Source organism: Pseudomonas sp. AC239 (genome assembly GCF_979258545.1).
Genome location: NZ_OZ409864.1, coordinates 840,374 through 857,893 on the forward strand (window position 1 = coordinate 840,374; position 17,520 = coordinate 857,893).

Consider the following 17,520-nt stretch of genomic DNA (forward strand, 5'->3'; position numbering starts at 1 on the left):
TCTTAACCTCGCGCCTCTGTTGCGCCTGCGTCTTCGACGCTGGCGGCCAGAATGGCCAGAACCAGTTGCTGGAAATCCAGACCGGCAGCCCGCGCCGCCATCGGCACAAGACTGTGATCGGTCATGCCCGGTGCGGTATTGACTTCGAGGAACCAGAACTGCCCGTCGGCGTCCTGCATCACGTCCGCCCTGCCCCAACCGGCGATACCCAGCGCCTCACAGGCCTTGGCCGTGAGTTCCATGAGTTCCTGTTCCTTGGCCGCGTCCAGGCCGCACGGAATGCGGTACTGGGTATCGTTGGCGATGTACTTGGCGTCGTAGTCGTAAAATGTGTGCGGTGTACCCAGGGCGATAGGAGGCAACACCTGGTCACGCAGGGTGGCGATGGTGAACTCCGGACCTTGAATCCATTGCTCAACCAACACTTGCGAATCGTAGGTACTGGCCGCTTTCCATGCGTCGATCAACTCGGACGCAGAATTCACTTTGGCCATCCCGATACTTGAACCTTCATGCGCCGGTTTGACGATCAAAGGCAAGCCCAGTTCCGTCGCCGCCGAAATACAATCGGCTTCGCTGCACAGCACGGCGTGACGCGGCGTCGGAATCCCGAGGCTGTGCCAGACCTGCTTGGTGCGCAGTTTGTCCATCGCCAGTGCCGAGGCGAGGATGCCGCTGCCGGTGTACGGAATACCCGCGCATTCGAGCAGGCCTTGCATGCTGCCGTCTTCACCGCCGCGACCGTGGAGAATGATGAACGCACGGTCGATCTTTTCGCTGAGCAGACGCTGCAGGAAGTCTTCGCCTACATCGATACCGAACGCGTCAACGCCAGCGCTTTGCAGCGCCTCAAGCACCGCGTTGCCGGATTTCAGCGAAACCTCACGCTCCGCGCTCAGGCCGCCGAAGAGCACGGCGACGCGGCCGAAGTCTTTCGGCGCGATGGTGGAGAACAGCTTGGCGTAGGCAGCAGTCATTTCAACTTCCCCTCGACCGGCGCCGCCACGGCGCCGGCGAACAATTCACTTTTCAACAGCTTCGGCGCGAGACCGCCGATATCACCAGCGCCCTGGCACAGCAGAATGTCGCCGGCGCGCAGCAGCGGCTTGACCAGCGGTGCCAGGTCAACGCCACGCTCGATGTAGATCGGGTCGAGCTGACCGCGCTGGCGGATGCTGTTGCACAGCTTGCGGCTGTCGGCGCCCGGGATCGGCTCTTCGCCGGCCGGATAGACTTCCATCAGCAGCAGCACGTTGGCGTCGGCCAGTACATTGACGAAGTCGTCGTACAGATCACGGGTGCGGCTGTAGCGGTGCGGCTGGTAGACCATCACCAGACGACGCTCCGGCCAGCCACCGCGCACGGCTTTGATCACCGCAGCGACTTCGGTCGGGTGGTGACCGTAGTCGTCGACCAGCATCACGTTGCCGCCGTCCACCGGCAGTTCGCCGTAGACCTGGAAGCGCCGACCAACACCCTGGAAGCCCGACAGGCCCTGAACGATGGCTTCATCGCTGACGCCTTCGTCGGTGGCGATGCAGATGGTCGCCAGCGAGTTGAGCACGTTGTGGTTGCCGGGCATGTTCACCGACACGTCCAGCGGCTCGCGATCCGGGCGCAGCACGGTGAAGAACGTCTGCATGCCTTGCTGGCGCACATTGATTGCGCGCACGTCGGCATCTTCGCTGAAGCCATAGGTCACGGTCGGACGTTTCACCAGCGGCAGGATTTCACGCACCACCGGATCGTCCAGGCACATCACCGCCAGCCCGTAGAACGGCAGGTTGTGCAGGAATTCGACGAAGGTTTTCTTCAGTTTGTTGAAGTCACCGTCGTAGGTCGCCATGTGGTCGGCGTCAATGTTGGTGACCACGGCCACCAGCGGCTGCAGATGCAGGAAGCTCGCATCACTTTCGTCGGCTTCGGCGATCAGGTAACGGCTGGTGCCAAGCTGGGCATTGGTGCCCGCTGCATTCAGGCGACCACCGATAACGAACGTCGGGTCCAGGCCACCGGCGGCGAACACCGAAGCGATCAGGCTGGTGGTGGTGGTTTTGCCGTGGGTACCGGCGACGGCAATACCGTGGCGATAGCGCATCAGTTCGGCGAGCATTTCGGCACGCGGCACCACTGGAATGCGGCGCTCAAGGGCAGTCGCCACTTCCGGGTTGGACGTGTTCACAGCGCTCGACACCACCAGCACATCGGCGGTAGCGGCGTTCTCGGCACGGTGACCAATGAAAATCTGCGCGCCAAACGACTCCAGGCGTTCGGTCACCGGCGACGCTTTCAGGTCGGAACCGGAGACTTGATAGCCCAGGTTCAACAACACCTCAGCGATACCGCACATGCCCACGCCGCCGATGCCGACGAAGTGGATGCGACGGATGCGGCGCATTTCCGGTTGTGGCATGGCTTTCTGATTCTCAACCATGGGCCACCTCCAGACAGGTATCGACCACGCTACGGGTGGCATCGGGTTTGGCCAGTCGGCGGGCCGCTTGGGCCATTGCTTCGAGTCGTTGCGGTTGCATCAAGACCTCTGTCAGGCGCGCGGCAAGATCCGCGGAACCAGTCGTTCTTTGCGGCATCAGGAAGGCAGCGCCTTCGCGGGCCAAATAATCGGCGTTGCGGGTCTGGTGATCGTCGATCGCATGGGGCAAAGGCACCAGCATCGAGGGCAGACCGGCGGCCGCCAGCTCACTGATGGTCAGCGCGCCGGCGCGGCACACCACCAAGTCAGCCCAGCCATAGGCTTGGGCCATGTCTTTGATGAACGGCTGCACCTGCGCTTCCACGCCCGCGGCGCGGTAACGCTCGGCAGTCACTTCATCGTGATTTTTGCCGGCCTGATGAAACACTTCCGGGCGCAAATCGGCAGCGACTTGGGCCAGGGCTTCAGGCAGCAATTTGTTCAACGGTTCTGCGCCCAGGCTGCCGCCAAGGATCAGCAAACGCGCTTTGCGTCCGGCCAGCGCCGGTCGCGATGTGTCGAGGAACAGCTCGCTGCGCACCGGATTACCGGTGGTACGGCGGCTGTCCGACAGAGTAAAGGTGTCGGGGAACGCTTCACACACTCGGGCGGCGAACGGCACCAGCAACCGATTGGCGGTGCCGGCGACCGCGTTCTGCTCGTGAACGATCACTGGCACGCCAGCCAGTTTCGCAGCAAGGCCACCAGGGCCGGTCACATAACCGCCGAAGCCAACCACGCACACCGGCTTCAGACGGCGCATGATCGCCCGCGCCTGCCACACCGATTTCAAAAGCATCAGCGGCGCCTTGAGCAGAGACAGCTTGCCCTTGCCGCGCAGACCGCTGGCGTTGATCCGGTGCAGTTCAAGCCCTGCCGCCGGAACCAGTTCGTTTTCGATCCCGCGTGGCGTGCCGAGCCAGTGCACGGTGTAGCCGCGCGCCTGAAACTCGCGGGCACAGGCCAGCGCCGGAAACACGTGGCCGCCGGTACCGCCGGCCATGATCAATACGTTAGCGCCCATGAGTCGGCTCCTCGGCGAAGTCGCTCTCCTGGAATTCCATCTCTTCGCTGCCCAGGTGGGTTCGACTCTCCCACTCGATGCGCAGCAACAGGCCCAGACAGGCACAGCAGATCACCAGCGAGCTGCCGCCATAACTGAGAAACGGCAAGGTCAGCCCCTTGGTTGGCAGCAGGCCGACGTTCACGCCGATGTTGATCAGGAACTGACCAATCCACAGGAACGACAAGCCGTAAGCCACATAAGCGGCGAAAAACTGCTTGGCCTTCTCCGCCCACAGGCCGATGTACATGCCGCGAATACACACGAACACGAACAGCGCGACGGTGCACAGCGAACCGACCGCACCGAGTTCTTCGGCGAGTACCGAGAACACGAAGTCGGTGTGCGCTTCCGGCAGGTAGAACTGTTTCTGCACGCTGTTGCCCAGGCCGACGCCCAGCCACTCGCCGCGACCAAACGCGATCAAGGCCTGCGACAACTGATAACCGGCGCCGAACTGGTCGGCCCATGGGTCGGCGAAGTTGGTCAAACGCGCCATTCGATAGGGCTGCATCTGAATCAGCAGAACCACCGCGCCAACCGCCAGCACCACCATCAGCGAGAAACGGAACAGCCCGACCCCGCCAAGGAACAGCATCGCCGCCGCCGCGCCCATCATGACTACGGTGGCACCGAAGTCCGGTTCCATCAGCAACAGACCGGCCATCGGCAGCAGGACGATGAACGGCTTGAAAAAGCCCATCCAGCTCTCGCGCACTTCTTTCTGTCGGCGCACCAGATAACCGGCGAGGTAGATCACCACGAACACCTTGGCGATTTCCGACGGTTGCACGTTGAAGAAACTGAAACCGATCCAGCGCATCGAACCGTTCACTTCGCGACCGATGCCGGGGATGATCACCATCACCAGCAGGCCGAACGCACCGATCAGCATCATCCAGCCGAGGCGCTGCCAGGTGGCGATCGGGATCATCATGGTGACGATGCACGCGCCCAGGCCCAGCACCACATAGATAAGGTGGCGAATCATGTAATACAGCGGACTGCCCGACTGCGCCGCCGCCACTTCGGTGGACGCCGAGGCGATCATGATCAGGCCAAGCCCCAGCAGCGCCAGGCAACCGGCGAGCATCGGGAAATCGAGGTCGATGCCACGCCCGGTGATCAGCGGCGACGGGTACGGCTTGATGATGTTTCTCAGGTTCATGCCAGTTCCTCCACAGCGCGGACGAACTGGTGACCACGGTCTTCGTAATTCTTGAACATGTCGAAACTGGCGCAGGCCGGCGACAGCAGCACCACATCGCCCGGTTGCGCAGCGGCGCGGCATTGCGCGACGGCGTCGACCAGCGAGGTCGCGCGGATCAGCGGCACGGCATCGCCGATGGCTGCGCCGATCTTGTCGGAGTCGCGGCCCATCAGGATCACGGCGCGGCAGTTGGCCGCGACGGGATCGCGCAGATCGTTGAATTCGGCGCCTTTGCCGTCACCGCCGGCGATCAGAATGACCTTGCCGTCGATGTCCGCACCGAGGCCTTCGATGGCGGCCAGAGCAGCGCCAACGTTGGTGGCTTTGGAATCGTTGTAATAAGCCACGCCATCGAGATCGCGCACCCACTGGCAGCGATGCTCGAGACCGGCAAACGCGCGCAGCGCTGCGAGCATGGCGTCGAACGGCAGGCCCACAGCGTGACCCAGGGCCAATGCGGCGAGCGCGTTGGACTGGTTGTGCGCGCCGCGAATCTTCAGATCACGCACCGGCATCAGGTTCTGGAATTCGAAGGCCAGGTACTTCTCGCCATCTTCTTCGCGAATGCCGAACGCCTTGAAATCCGGCTTGCTCAGGCCAAAGGTCCAGCATGGCTGACCTTCGCCGATCAACGGACGGCTGAGGGCGTCCTGACGGTTGACCACAAACTGCTTCGCGCCACGGAAGATCCGGTGCTTGGCCAGGTGATAGGCCGGCAGACCGCTGTAGCGATCCATGTGGTCTTCGCTGATGTTCAGTACGGTGGCCACTTCGGCGTTGAGCTGGTCGGTGGTTTCCAGCTGGAAACTCGACAGCTCCATCACGTACAGCTCGACGTCATCGCTGAGCAGATCCAGCGCCGGGGTGCCGAGGTTGCCGCCAACAGCGACGCGTTTGCCAGCCGCAGCCGCCATTTCGCCAACCAGCGTGGTGACGGTGCTTTTTGCGTTGGAACCGGTGATCGCGACAATCGGCGCCCGCGCGTTACGCGCGAACAGCTCGATGTCGCCGGACATTTTCACGCCACGGGCCGCGGCGGCTTGCAGGGCCGGGGTCGCCAGCGCCAGGCCGGGGCTCACGTAGAGCTCGTCGGCACGGCAGAGGAATTCGACGTCCAGCTCGCCACAACGCACTTCCACGTGCGGATAGTCACGCTTGAGCGTGGCCAGTTCCGGTGGATTGTCCCGCGTGTCGGCGACGGCAAACGACGTGCCCCGGTTCGCCAGGAAGCGAACCAGGGACATGCCGCTCTTGCCGAGGCCGACAACGATGCGGAAGTGGTCAGAAGCGATCAGAGACACTCGTTCTACCTCAGCTTCAGGGTGGCAAGGCCGACCAGGACGAGAATCACGGTGATGATCCAGAAACGGACGATCACGCGCGGCTCGGGCCAGCCCTTGAGTTCAAAGTGGTGGTGAATCGGCGCCATGCGGAACACGCGGCGACCGGTCAGCTTAAAGGAGGCAACCTGAATGACCACTGACAGGGTTTCCATCACGAACACGCCGCCCATGATGAACAGGACGATTTCCTGGCGGACGATCACGGCGATGGTGCCCAGGGCCGCGCCGAGTGCCAGGGCACCGACGTCGCCCATGAACACTTGCGCCGGATAAGTGTTGAACCAGAGGAAACCGAGGCCGGCACCGATCAGCGCACCGCAGAACACGATCAATTCGCCCGCGCCCGGCACGTAAGGAATCAGCAGGTATTCGGCGAATTTCACGTTACCCGACAGGTAGCAGAAAATCCCCAGGCCGCCGCCGACCATCACGGTTGGCATGATCGCCAAGCCGTCGAGGCCGTCAGTCAGGTTGACCGCGTTGCTCGAACCGACAATCACGAAGTAGGTCAGCACGATGAACCCGGCGCCCAGCGGAATGCTGTAGTCCTTGAGCATCGGCAGGATCAGCGTGGTTTCCACCGGCGTCGCGGCAGTCATATAAAGGAAGATCGCTGCGCCGAGGCCGAACACCGACTGCCAGAAATACTTCCAGCGGCTCGGCAAGCCACGGGAGTTCTTCTCGATGACTTTGCGGTAATCGTCGACCCAGCCGATGGCGCCGAACAGCAGGGTCACCAGCAGCACCACCCAGACGTAGCGGTTGCTCAGGTCAGCCCAGAGCAAGGTGCTGACGCCGATCGAAGACAGAATCAGCGCGCCACCCATGGTCGGCGTGCCGGATTTGGACAGGTGCGATTGCGGGCCGTCGTTACGCACCGATTGGCCGATCTGACGGTTCTGCAGAGTACGGATCATCCACGGGCCATAGCACAGCGACAAGACCAGCGCGGTCAGCACACCGAGAATCCCGCGCAGGGTCAGGTACTGGAAGACCGCGAAGCCTTTGTAGAACTGTTGCAGATACTCCGCTAGCAGCAGCAGCATTAATGTTTCTCCAGACTGGACCCGCACAGAGCCGCAACGATGTTTTCCATCGCTGCGCTGCGCGAACCCTTGATCAAAATGGTGGTGTTTGTGTCCTGCTCGGCGGCGAGGGCCTGGATCAGCTCGGCCTGTGTGCCGAAGTGCTGCGCCTGCTCACCGAAAGCGTTTACCGCGTGGACCATGTTCGGCCCGACCGCGTAAAGCGCGGAAACCTTGCCTCGGGCGTACTCGCCCACGTCGCGGTGCCCCTGCTCCGCCCAGTCGCCCAACTCGCCGATATCTCCGAGCACCAGGACGGTGCGGCCGGAAAAGCCGGCGAGTATATCAACGGCCGCGCACATCGAGGTGGGGTTTGCGTTGTAGGTGTCATCGATCACGCGCATGCCGTTTTTCGCCAGTTGCGCGACGGTGCGCCCCTTGACCGGTTGCACCGCGCCGAGGCCGGTGGCGATGCCGAACAGCGACACGCCCAAAGCGTGAGCAGCAGCGGCGGCAGCCAAGGCATTGGCGACGTTATGGGTACCAAGCAGGTTCAGTTGCACGCGCTCGCTACCCTCAGGCGTGTGCAGGTTGAACGCTGGGCAACCGCGGGCATCAGTGGCCAGATCACTGGCGTGAAAATTCGCTTCGCTGTTGCTCAGGGCGAAGGTCAGCACTTGGCGGCCAGCCGCACGGGTCTTCCAGATGCCGAAAGCCTTGTCATCGAGGTTGAGCACGGCGATGCCATCGGCGGCCAGGCCTTCGATGATTTCGCCTTTGGCTTCGACGATTTTTTCCGGGCCGCCGAACTCACCGACGTGAGCGGTGCCGGCATTGTTCAGGATCGCTACGTGCGGCTTGGTCAGGCCGACGGTGTAGGCGATTTCGCCAAGACGCGAAGCGCCCAGTTCGATAACGGCCGAGGTGTGCTCCGGCGCCAGTTCGATCAGGGTCAGCGGTACGCCGAGGTCGTTGTTCAGATTGCCACGGGTTGCCAGCACCGGGCCGCGGGTGCGCAGGATGCTCGCAAGCATTTCCTTGACCGTGGTCTTGCCGCTGGAACCGGTCACCGCCGCCACTGGCTGGGTGAATGCAGCACGGTTCAAGGCGCCGAGTTGGCCCAGCGCCTGACGGGTGTCCTTGACCAGCAATTGCGGCAGCGCGCTGTCGGCGACTTCGCGCTCGACCAATGCCGCTACGGCGCCTTTGCCGGCAACGTCGTTCAGATAGTCATGACCGTCGAAACGCGGCCCGGTCAGGGCGATGAACAACTGGCCGGGCTGGATCGCGCGGCTGTCGATGCTCACGCCATTGAAACTGGCGTCGTCGCCAATCAGTTGGGCGTCGAGCACGTTGATCAATTCGCTGAGTGCCAGGGCCTTAAGCATGGGCCACCTCCCACGCGGTCAGGGCATGATCGGCCTCGACCAGATCGGAAAACGCATGGCGCACGCCGTTGATTTCCTGATAGTCCTCGTGACCTTTGCCGGCGAGCACAATCACGTCGTCAGCCGTCGCACCGGCGATCAGTTGCGCGATGGCCTGGCCACGACCGGCGACGAAAGTGACTTTATCCACAGCGGTGAAACCGGCGCGGATGTCGTCGAAAATCACAGCAGGATCTTCGGTGCGCGGGTTGTCGTCAGTGACCAGCACCTGGTCAGCCAGACGCTCGACCACTTCGGCCATCAATGGACGCTTGCCACGATCGCGATCACCGCCGCAGCCGAACAGGCACAGCAGTTGACCTTTGACGTGCGGGCGCAATGCAGTGAGAACTTTTTCCAGCGCATCCGGGGTGTGGGCGTAATCGACCACTACCAGCGGCTGCGTACCGCCACCCAGACGCTGCATACGCCCGGCCGGACCTTCGAGCTTCGGCAGCACTTTGAGAATTTCGTCGAGGGCGTAATCCAGACCGAGCAAGGCGCCGACTGCCGCCAGAACGTTGCTCAGGTTGAAGCGCCCGAGCAATGTGCTGCGCAGGTGATGCTCGCCCTGCGGCGTGACCATCGTGGCACGCACGCCGTGGTCGTCGAACTGCGCTTCGCGACAAAACAGGTAAGCGCTGCTGTCGAGCAGGCTGTAGGTGATCAAACGCGACTCGCGTTTTTCCGCCGCCAATTGCCGGCCGAAATCGTCGTCGAGGTTGACCACGCGGCACTTCAGGTCATTCCAGGCGAACAGCTTGGCCTTGGCCTCCGCGTACGCCTGCATGGTGCCGTGATAATCCAGATGATCACGTGACAGATTGGTCATCACCGCCACGTCGAACGCCAGCGCTGTCACCCGCCCCTGATCCAGACCATGAGACGACACTTCCATGGCCACGGCTTTCGCGCCGGCCTTTTTCAGGTCGCCCAGCGTCGCTTGCACGGCAATCGGATTCGGCGTGGTGTGCAGGCCGCTTTCCAGCGCGCCGTAGAAACCGGAACCGAGCGTGCCGACGATGCCACAATGCTGGCCGAGCAGATCCAGCGCCTGCGCGACCAGTTGGGTCACGCTGGTCTTGCCATTGGTGCCAGTGACGCCGATCAGGTTCAAGTGATGACTCGGCTCACCGTAAAAACGTCCGGCAATGTCCGACAGCTGCGCCGCCAGACCCTTGACCGGAATCAGCGGCACGTCAGTGATCGGCAGCACGGTGGCGCCTTCCACTTCATAAGCCACGGCAGCCGCGCCGCGCTGCAAGGCATCGGCGATGTGCGCACGGCCATCGAAACGGCCGCCGGGTACGGCGAGAAACAAGTCGCCGGCGCGCACGTTACGGCTGTCCAGCGCCAGTTCACGGATCAACAGATCGTGGCCGGCGTGGGGGAATATCTTGTTCAGACTTAATGACATCAGCCGCGCCCTCCATTGGCTTTCAGCGGAACGACCGGGGTGGCGTTGGCCTGCTGGGTGGTCGGCAGGTTGTCCGGGGTGACGTTCATCAGGCGCAGGGTGCCGGACATCACACGGCTGAATACCGGCGCCGACACCAGACCACCGAAGTAACCGGCCTTGGTCGGTTCATCGATCACCACAACGATGGCGTAACGCGGGTCGCTCATCGGACCGAAACCGGCGAACAGCGAACGGTAAGAGTTTTCTGCGTAACCCTTGGTGCCGACCGAAGTCTTGCGCGCGGTACCCGACTTGCCGCCCACGTGGTACGCCGGCACCTGCGCACGGAACACACCGCGTGGCGCCTCGATCACTTGCTGCAACATGCCCTGCATGGTTTTCGCCACGGCTTCCGGCAGCACTTGCGTGGTCTGCGGCATCTTGTCGGTTTTGATCAGGGTCAGCGGCGCGAGACGACCGTTGTTCGCCAGCGCCGAGAATGCATGCACCAACTGGATCGCGGTCACGGAAATACCGTAGCCGTAAGACAAGGTTGCAGTTTCAGCCTTGCGCCATTCGCGGTAGTTGGGCAGATTGCCGACACGTTCGCCGGGGAAGCCCAGGCCGGTGTCCTGACCGAGGCCGACTTTCTGCGCCAGACGGAAAATGGTTTCACCGCCGATATCAAAGGCGACTTTACTCATGCCGACGTTACTGGAATTGATCAGGATGCCGGTCAGATCGAGCACCGGACCTTCGGTCTTCGACACGTCTTTGATGGTGTACTTGCCGATCTGCAACGAGCCCGGGTACACCTCGACGGTGTCGCTCGGTTTCCAGCGGCCGGTCTCGATCGCCGCGCTCATGGAAATGGCTTTCATGGTCGAACCCGGTTCGAACACGTCGATCATCGCGCGGTTGCGCATCATCGCCGGTTGCAGGTTGCGACGGTTGTTCGGGTTGTAGGTCGGCTGGTTGACCATGGCCAGAATTTCGCCGGTCTTCACGTCCATGATCACCAGACTGCCGGCCTTCGCGCCGTTCTCGATGATCGCGTTGCGCAGCTCGCGGTTGGCCAGGTATTGCAGACGCAGGTCAATCGACAACGCCAAGGGCTTGCCGGCCTTGGCGTTCTTGGTGACCTGAACATCCTTGATCAGCCGGCCACGGCGATCCTTGATGACTTGTCGTTTGCCTGGCACCCCGGCCAGCCATTCGTCATAGGCCAGCTCGACACCTTCGCGACCGTGATCGTCGATATCGGTAAAGCCGACCATGTGCGCGGTGACTTCACCGGCCGGGTAGAAGCGGCGGAATTCTTCGATGCCATAAACGCCCGGCACTTTCAGATCGAGCACAGCCTGACCCTGCTCGGGGGTCAGCCCGCGCACCAGGTAAATGAATTCTTTGTTGGCCTGGGCTTCAAGGCGTTCGCTCAGGGCTTTCGGGTTCTGGCCCAACGCGGCGGCGAGCGCTGGCCACTTCTCTTTGGCCGTCTGCATTTCCTTGGCGTTGGCCCACAACGTGGTCACTGGCGTACTGACGGCCAGAGGTTCGCCATTACGGTCGGTGATCAGGCCACGGTGCGCCGGAATCGGAATGTGCCGCAGGCTGCGCGCGTCGCCCTGACCTTTGAGGAAGTCACGGTCGACCACTTGCAGGTCGATGATGCGCCAGCAGATCGCCGCGACCATCAGGCCGAGCAGCGCCACCATCAGGCGGAAGCGCCATGGGAACAGTGCGCCTTCGAGTTTCATCATGGCGCCACCATTTTCACGTCAGCCGCGCCAGGGATGTGCATCTTCAGTTGCTCGGTGGCCAGCACTTCGATGCGGCTGTGCGCAGTCCAGGTGCTCTGTTCGAGAATCAGCCGGCCCCACTCCGCCTGCGCCTTGTCGCGCACGCTGAGTTCGTTATAAAGCGTGTTGAGCAATTGCCGGTTCCAATGCGCGCTGTACGACACGGCAATGGCCGAAAACAGCACGCCGATAAACAGCAGCAGCATCAGAAAGCTGCCGCCGGGCAGGGGTTTGGCGAAAAGCTTGCTCACCGCAACTTCTCCGCGACACGCATGACGGCGCTACGGGAACGTGGGTTGGCTTTGAGTTCGGCGTCGGAGGCCGTCTGCGCTTTGCCGTGGATTTTGATTTTCGGCTCGAAGGCGACGTGGCGAACCGGCAGATTGCGCGGCAGATTATCCGCCTCGCCTTTCACCAGTTTGCGCATGAACAGTTTGACGATGCGGTCTTCCAGCGAGTGGAAGCTGATGACCACAAGACGGCCGCCAACTTCCAGCGCGTCCAGCGCGGCGTCGAGGCCGGCTTCAAGATCGCCCAGTTCGTTGTTGACGTGAATGCGCAAACCCTGAAATGCGCGGGTGGCCGGGTTCTTGCCCTTTTCCCACGCCGGGTTGGCGACTTTCAGCACTTCGGCCAGATCGGCGGTGCGCTCGAACGGCTTGATGTCACGGCGCTCGGCGACGGCACGGGCCATACGCCCGGAGAAACGTTCTTCGCCGTATTCCTTGAACACCCGGGCAATTTCTTCCACCGGCGCGGTGTTGACGAATTCGGCAGCGCTGATACCACGGGACGGGTCCATGCGCATGTCCAGCGGCCCGTCATTGAGGAAACTGAAGCCGCGCTCGGCGTCATCGAGCTGCGGCGACGACACACCAAGGTCGAGCATAATGCCGCTGACCTTGCCGGCCAGCCCCTGCTCGGCAACCACCGAACCGAGCTCGGCAAAGCTGCGCTGCACAACGACAAAGCGGCCGTCTTCGGCCGCTAGCGTTTGCCCGGTGGCAATCGCTTGAGGATCCTTGTCGAATCCGATGAGTCGACCGTCCGGCCCGAGCTGGCTGAGGATCAACCGGCTGTGCCCGCCGCGCCCGAACGTGCCGTCCAGATAGCAGCCATCAGGACGTACGGCGAGAGCCTCGACGGCTTCGTCAAGCAGTACGGTGATGTGGTTAAAGCCGCTATCAATAGTCACAGGATCAAATCACGCAGTTCATCAGGCATCGCGCCCGGTTGTTGAATAGCAGCAAGGTCAGCGGCAGATACCGCATTCCATGCATCCTCGTCCCACAATTGGAACTTGTTCAGTTGGCCGACCAGCATCGCGCGCTTATCGAGCTTGGCGTATTCGCGCAAACGCGGCGGAACCAGAAAACGACCACTGCCATCGAGTTCGAGGTCGACGGCATTACCAATCAATAAACGTTGCAGGCGACGGTTCTCTTCGCGAAGCGAAGGGAGTGCGCGCAACTTGGTTTCAATGATTTCCCACTCATCGAGCGGATAGACACACAGGCATGGATCAACGGCATCAATGGTCACGATCAATTGGCCGGAACTGCGCGAATCGAGCTCGTCACGGTACCGGCTCGGCATGGCGAGACGGCCCTTTGCATCGAGACTGATAGCGTTAGCTCCGCGAAACACGTCAGCGTTTCTCCAATTTTTATCGTTTTGAGCTCAAAAAACCCACTTCATGCCACTTTCCGCCACTTGCGCACACTATAGGAATGCGCCCACCACACCGTCAAGGCGCGGATTAAAGGAAAAGCCTTACAGAACGGAGATTTAGCGACGTAAAAGGAGGCTCAACGAGAATCTGACGTGAAGTTTCGACCAATAACCTGATGCAGCACTGAAAGCTGCGCTCGAAAGTTAAAGTAGTTTGTTAAGAGTAAGATTTTTTCGGTATTACAAAGGCGCTTCGGCTGTTGATTGAAGCAGGGTGGGAAAAGGCTATTACCGCGTTTGCCGCTGCCGGAATTTCAGACCAGGCCGGCTGATATTACACAGCCGCGTCTTTTTTGTTTCAAGCAGGGAAAGAAAAAGGTGGAGAGTCGATCTGTAAGCCGGGTTCTGTCTTGAACAGTCATTCGTCTACGATGGCCATCACTGGACATCTTTAGCAACCTACCCGGTCCCAGCGCGGGCCACGCCTTGGGACCCTATTTGGTCTTGCTCCAAGTGGGGTTTACCTAGCCACGAACTGTTGCCAGACGTGCGGTGCGCTCTTACCGCACCTTTTCACCCTTACCGGCGCTTGCGCGCTTAGGCGGTTATTTTCTGTGGCACTTTCCGTAGGCTCACGCCTCCCAGGCATTACCTGGCACTTCGCCCTATGGAGCCCGGACTTTCCTCCCCCCCTAATTTTCATAGAGGGCAGCGACTGTCCGATCGACTCTCCGCCGCGAAGGTTAACGGCAGAGCGCCGGAAGAACAAGCGCTAAAACCCTCCAGAGCGCCATGGGCAACGGCTTACACGCCTTTCTGTTTATCCAGCGCCACCTGATACAGCACGTTTTTGCGCTCGCCAGTGATTTGTGCTGCCAGTGCGGCGGCGCGCTTGAGCGGCATTTCCTCCAGAAGCAGATCGAGGATGCGCATGGCTTCGCTGCTGACCGCGTCCTCCGACTCCGGCGCGGTCCAGCCGGCCACCAGCACCACGCACTCGCCGCGCTGCTGATTGCTGTCGGACTCGACGAACGCACGCAGCTCGCTGAGCGGCAGGCCTTTGAGGGTTTCGAAGGTCTTGGTGATTTCCCGCGCCAGCAGAGCCTGACGCTCGCCGCCAAACACCGCTTCCATATCCTGCAGGCATTCGAGAATGCGATGCGGCGCTTCATAGAAAATCAGGGTGCGCGGCTCTTCTTTGACTGCTTCCAGACGCGCCTTGCGCCCGACCGACTTGGCCGGCAGGAAACCTTCGAAGATAAAACGGTCGGACGGCAATCCTGCCGCCGACAGCGCCGCAATCAACGCGCAGGCACCCGGCACCGGCACCACGTTGATGCCGACCGCACGGGCCTGACGCACCAGGTGATAACCCGGATCGGAGATCAGCGGCGTGCCGGCATCGGAGATCAGTGCGACGTTGTCGCCCGCCAGCAACCGGGTAATAAAGCGGCTACCCTCATCCCGTTCATTGTGTTCGTGGCATGCGGCCAAAGGCGTGCCGATGCCGAAGTGCTGCATCAGGCGCGCCGAATGCCGCGTGTCTTCCGCTGCAATCAGGGCCACTTCACGGAGGATTTTCAAGGCCCGGGCGCTGATGTCGTCCAGGTTGCCGATGGGCGTCGCCACCACATAAAGCGAGCCAGCAGCGGAATTCAAAGGACCTGGAGCAGTCAAAGCGCACACCTCGTGATCGGTAAAAGCGGCCATTGTAGCGCGTCATGAGGCTTGCGATGCGCTCCGGCCGAGTGCGGTTTTTCGCCCGGTTGTGCGCTGCCGCAACATTTACTCCAGCTAAATTGACCGATTCACGCCAGTAACATCGCGCCCCGGCCAGTGCTTGGGTACAATTCCACGCTAATTTGATCGAGTATCAGGAACACTTACATGATCGCTTGCCTGCGGCTGTTCACTGCCCTCTGCCTCGCTGCCTTGTTGGCCGCGTGTGCCAGCTCCCCTTCCTCCAGCCTTGGCGAACTTCCACGGACTCCGGACGCCAGCATCGAGCAACTGCTCGAACAGGCCGCCCAGGCTAAAACCCCGGAACAAGCTGCCCTGCTGCGCCTGAGCGCGGCGGACCAGGCTTACCGCCAAGGCAATGCCGGCCAGTCCGCGCAAATCCTGCAACAAGTGCCGGTGGAGCAACTCAAGCCAGGCCAGCAGATTTTCGCCAACACGTTGTCCGCCGAACTGGCCATGACGCGCAATCAGCCGAAAGCTGCGTTGACCGCCCTGAGCCATCCAAGCTTCCAGAAGCTCGGGGAAATGCCGGAAGAGCAGCAAGTGCGCACTGGCACTGTTCACGCCCGCGCCCTTGAAGCCGACGGCCAGACACTGGCCGCTGCCCGCGAACGTGTGTTCATCGCACCGATGCTGGAAGGCGAAGCGGCGAGCAAGAACCACGAAGCGATCTGGACCCTGATCGCTTCGCTGCCAACCGATCAATTGCAACCGAACAACACCGACGATCTCGGCGGTTGGATGGCACTGGCGCAAGCGGTGAAAACCGCCGGCACGCTGGAACAGCAACAAGCCGCGATCGACAACTGGCGTGCGCAGAATCCAAAGCACCCGGCGGCGATCAACCTGCCGCTGCCGCTGACCAAGCTCAAGGAACTGGCCAGCCAGCCACTGAGCAAAATCGCCCTGCTGCTGCCACAGGACGGCCAGTTGGCGTCGGTCGGCAAAGCGCTGCGTGAAGGCTTCATGGCCGCGCATTATCAGGCGCAACAGGCCGGCCAGAACCCACCTGCCATCGAGTTCTACGACAGCTCGAAGCTGACCTCGATGGACGAGTTCTATCGCAAGGCCCAGGCCGACGGCGTGCAACTGGTAGTCGGCCCGCTGGAAAAACCACTGGTCAAGCAACTGAGCACTCGCCCGCAACTGCCAATCACCACCCTCGCGCTGAACTACAGCGAAGGCGAACAAGGCCCGGCGCAACTGTTCCAGTTCGGTCTCGCTGCTGAAGACGAAGCTCGCGAAGTTTCCCGTCGCGCTCGTGCCGACGGCCTGCATCGCGCCGCGATCATGGTGCCGAAGGGCGAATGGGGCGATCGCGTCCTGCGTGCCTTCAGCCAGGACTGGCAAGCCAATGGCGGCAGTATCGTTGCCACCGAGCGTGTCGATCAGCCGGTGCAACTGGCCCAGCAGATCGCCGACATGTTCCAGCTGCGTCAGAGCGAAGCTCGCGCCAAGAGCCTGCAGAATGTTGCCGGCACCAACGTCGCCGCGCAGCCTTCGCGTCGTCAGGACATCGAATTCATCTTCTTGGCCGCCACGCCGCAACAGGCCCAGCAGATCAAGCCGACCCTGAACTTCCAGTACGCCGGTGACGTGCCGGTCTACGCGACTTCCCACGTGTACAGCGCCAGCGGCGACGTCAACCAGTACAACGACATGAACGGCATTCGCTTCTGCGAAACCCCATGGCTGCTGGAAACCAGCGATCCGCTGCGCCAGCAAGTGGCTGCGCAATGGCCGCAAGCCAATGGCAGCCTTGGTCGCCTGTACGCCATGGGCGCCGATGCCTATCGCCTGGCACCGCGCCTTGGCCAACTCAAGGCCCTGCCGGACAGCCGCATCGAAGGTCAGTCGGGCAGCCTCGGCATGACCCAGACCCAGCGCGTTGTGCGCCAGTTGCCGTGGGCACAGTTCGTCAGTGGTCAGGTGCAGCGCCTGCCGGACACACCGCGCTGATGCCCGACAGGTCACGCTCGCAAAGCGGCAAGGATGCCGAGCGCCAAGCGCTCGAACATCTGCAACAACAAGGTCTGCGCCTGTTGGCGCAGAACTGGTTATGCAAACGCGGCGAGCTTGATCTGGTCATGCTTGATGGCGATACAGTAGTATTCGTTGAAGTTCGCTACAGAAAGAACACTCAATGGGGTGGCGCGCTCGCCAGTATCGACGAGCGCAAGCAGCAGAAACTGATCTTTGCAGCACAGTATTTTCTTCAGCGCGAGTCGCGTTGGGCCAATTCCCCCTGCCGCTTCGATGTGGTGGCGATCGACAGCCACCCGAATCAGCTGAACTGGTTGCAGAATGCTTTCGACAGTTGATCGCCTGCACCCTGCCCCGTTTTCGTCCGACACATTTTGCTCTTTGCTT

General features: G+C 61.7%; 15 protein-coding genes and 1 other RNA gene. 2 read left to right on the forward strand and 14 right to left on the reverse strand.

Annotation, left to right across the window (positions count from 1 at the left end; all coding sequences use genetic code 11):
- Positions 1-2: 2 nt before the first annotated feature.
- The 14 genes from ACZ0AZ_RS03815 to rsmI form a co-directional block, all read right to left on the reverse strand.
- Positions 3-977 carry a D-alanine--D-alanine ligase gene (locus ACZ0AZ_RS03815; RefSeq protein WP_016773280.1) on the reverse strand — a complete coding sequence of 325 codons (975 nt, stop codon included), beginning with the start codon at positions 975-977 and terminating at the stop codon, positions 3-5.
- Positions 974-2,434, reverse strand: a complete 1,461-nt coding sequence (gene murC / locus ACZ0AZ_RS03820) for a UDP-N-acetylmuramate--L-alanine ligase (RefSeq protein ID WP_039761387.1) — start codon at positions 2,432-2,434, stop codon at positions 974-976. Before murC ends, ACZ0AZ_RS03815 begins: the two co-directional genes overlap by 4 nt.
- Positions 2,427-3,497, reverse strand: coding sequence for an undecaprenyldiphospho-muramoylpentapeptide beta-N-acetylglucosaminyltransferase (gene murG, locus ACZ0AZ_RS03825; protein ID WP_129997652.1), 1,071 nt, complete (start codon positions 3,495-3,497; stop codon positions 2,427-2,429). Before murG ends, murC begins: the two co-directional genes overlap by 8 nt.
- Positions 3,487-4,704, reverse strand: coding sequence for a putative lipid II flippase FtsW (gene ftsW / locus ACZ0AZ_RS03830; protein WP_016773276.1), 1,218 nt, complete (start codon positions 4,702-4,704; stop codon positions 3,487-3,489). Before ftsW ends, murG begins: the two co-directional genes overlap by 11 nt.
- Positions 4,701-6,047, reverse strand: coding sequence for a UDP-N-acetylmuramoyl-L-alanine--D-glutamate ligase (gene murD / locus ACZ0AZ_RS03835; protein ID WP_463538734.1), 1,347 nt, complete (start codon positions 6,045-6,047; stop codon positions 4,701-4,703). The genes ftsW and murD overlap by 4 nt, the downstream gene beginning before the upstream one ends.
- A gap of 5 nt (positions 6,048-6,052) precedes the next feature.
- The gene (mraY, locus tag ACZ0AZ_RS03840) at positions 6,053-7,135 is read right to left on the reverse strand and encodes a phospho-N-acetylmuramoyl-pentapeptide-transferase (RefSeq protein ID WP_016773275.1); all 1,083 of its coding nucleotides are present in this window, start codon (positions 7,133-7,135) and stop codon (positions 6,053-6,055) included.
- Positions 7,135-8,502 (reverse strand): UDP-N-acetylmuramoyl-tripeptide--D-alanyl-D-alanine ligase, encoded by a 1,368-nt coding sequence (locus tag ACZ0AZ_RS03845; RefSeq protein WP_463538735.1) that lies wholly within the window; start codon positions 8,500-8,502, stop codon positions 7,135-7,137. The genes mraY and ACZ0AZ_RS03845 overlap by 1 nt, the downstream gene beginning before the upstream one ends.
- Positions 8,495-9,958, reverse strand: a complete 1,464-nt coding sequence (locus ACZ0AZ_RS03850; RefSeq protein WP_463538736.1) for a UDP-N-acetylmuramoyl-L-alanyl-D-glutamate--2,6-diaminopimelate ligase — start codon at positions 9,956-9,958, stop codon at positions 8,495-8,497. Before ACZ0AZ_RS03850 ends, ACZ0AZ_RS03845 begins: the two co-directional genes overlap by 8 nt.
- Positions 9,958-11,697: a peptidoglycan D,D-transpeptidase FtsI family protein gene (locus ACZ0AZ_RS03855; protein WP_177433300.1), complete on the reverse strand. Its 1,740-nt coding sequence runs from the start codon at positions 11,695-11,697 to the stop codon at positions 9,958-9,960. The genes ACZ0AZ_RS03850 and ACZ0AZ_RS03855 overlap by 1 nt, the downstream gene beginning before the upstream one ends.
- Positions 11,697-11,990 carry a cell division protein FtsL gene (gene ftsL, locus ACZ0AZ_RS03860; protein ID WP_016773269.1) on the reverse strand — a complete coding sequence of 98 codons (294 nt, stop codon included), beginning with the start codon at positions 11,988-11,990 and terminating at the stop codon, positions 11,697-11,699. Before ftsL ends, ACZ0AZ_RS03855 begins: the two co-directional genes overlap by 1 nt.
- The gene (gene rsmH, locus ACZ0AZ_RS03865) at positions 11,987-12,934 is read right to left on the reverse strand and encodes a 16S rRNA (cytosine(1402)-N(4))-methyltransferase RsmH (protein WP_463538737.1); all 948 of its coding nucleotides are present in this window, start codon (positions 12,932-12,934) and stop codon (positions 11,987-11,989) included. Before rsmH ends, ftsL begins: the two co-directional genes overlap by 4 nt.
- Positions 12,931-13,386: a division/cell wall cluster transcriptional repressor MraZ gene (mraZ, locus tag ACZ0AZ_RS03870; RefSeq protein WP_007917012.1), complete on the reverse strand. Its 456-nt coding sequence runs from the start codon at positions 13,384-13,386 to the stop codon at positions 12,931-12,933. The genes rsmH and mraZ overlap by 4 nt, the downstream gene beginning before the upstream one ends.
- A gap of 402 nt (positions 13,387-13,788) precedes the next feature.
- Positions 13,789-14,141: RNase P RNA component class A (gene rnpB, locus ACZ0AZ_RS03875), an RNA gene on the reverse strand.
- Positions 14,142-14,214: 73 nt separating this feature from the next.
- A complete protein-coding gene (gene rsmI / locus ACZ0AZ_RS03880; RefSeq protein WP_161984073.1) occupies positions 14,215-15,120 on the reverse strand; it encodes a 16S rRNA (cytidine(1402)-2'-O)-methyltransferase in 906 nt (301 codons plus the stop codon).
- A gap of 177 nt (positions 15,121-15,297) precedes the next feature.
- Here rsmI and ACZ0AZ_RS03885 point away from each other — a divergent pair, with 177 nt between their 5' ends.
- Together ACZ0AZ_RS03885 and ACZ0AZ_RS03890 are read left to right on the forward strand one after the other, a co-directional pair.
- The gene (locus ACZ0AZ_RS03885) at positions 15,298-17,109 is read left to right on the forward strand and encodes a penicillin-binding protein activator (protein ID WP_073473468.1); all 1,812 of its coding nucleotides are present in this window, start codon (positions 15,298-15,300) and stop codon (positions 17,107-17,109) included.
- On the forward strand, positions 17,109-17,471 hold the full coding sequence (locus tag ACZ0AZ_RS03890) for a YraN family protein (RefSeq protein ID WP_016773265.1): 363 nt from the start codon (positions 17,109-17,111) through the stop codon (positions 17,469-17,471). The genes ACZ0AZ_RS03885 and ACZ0AZ_RS03890 overlap by 1 nt, the downstream gene beginning before the upstream one ends.
- Positions 17,472-17,520: the final 49 nt, after the last annotated feature.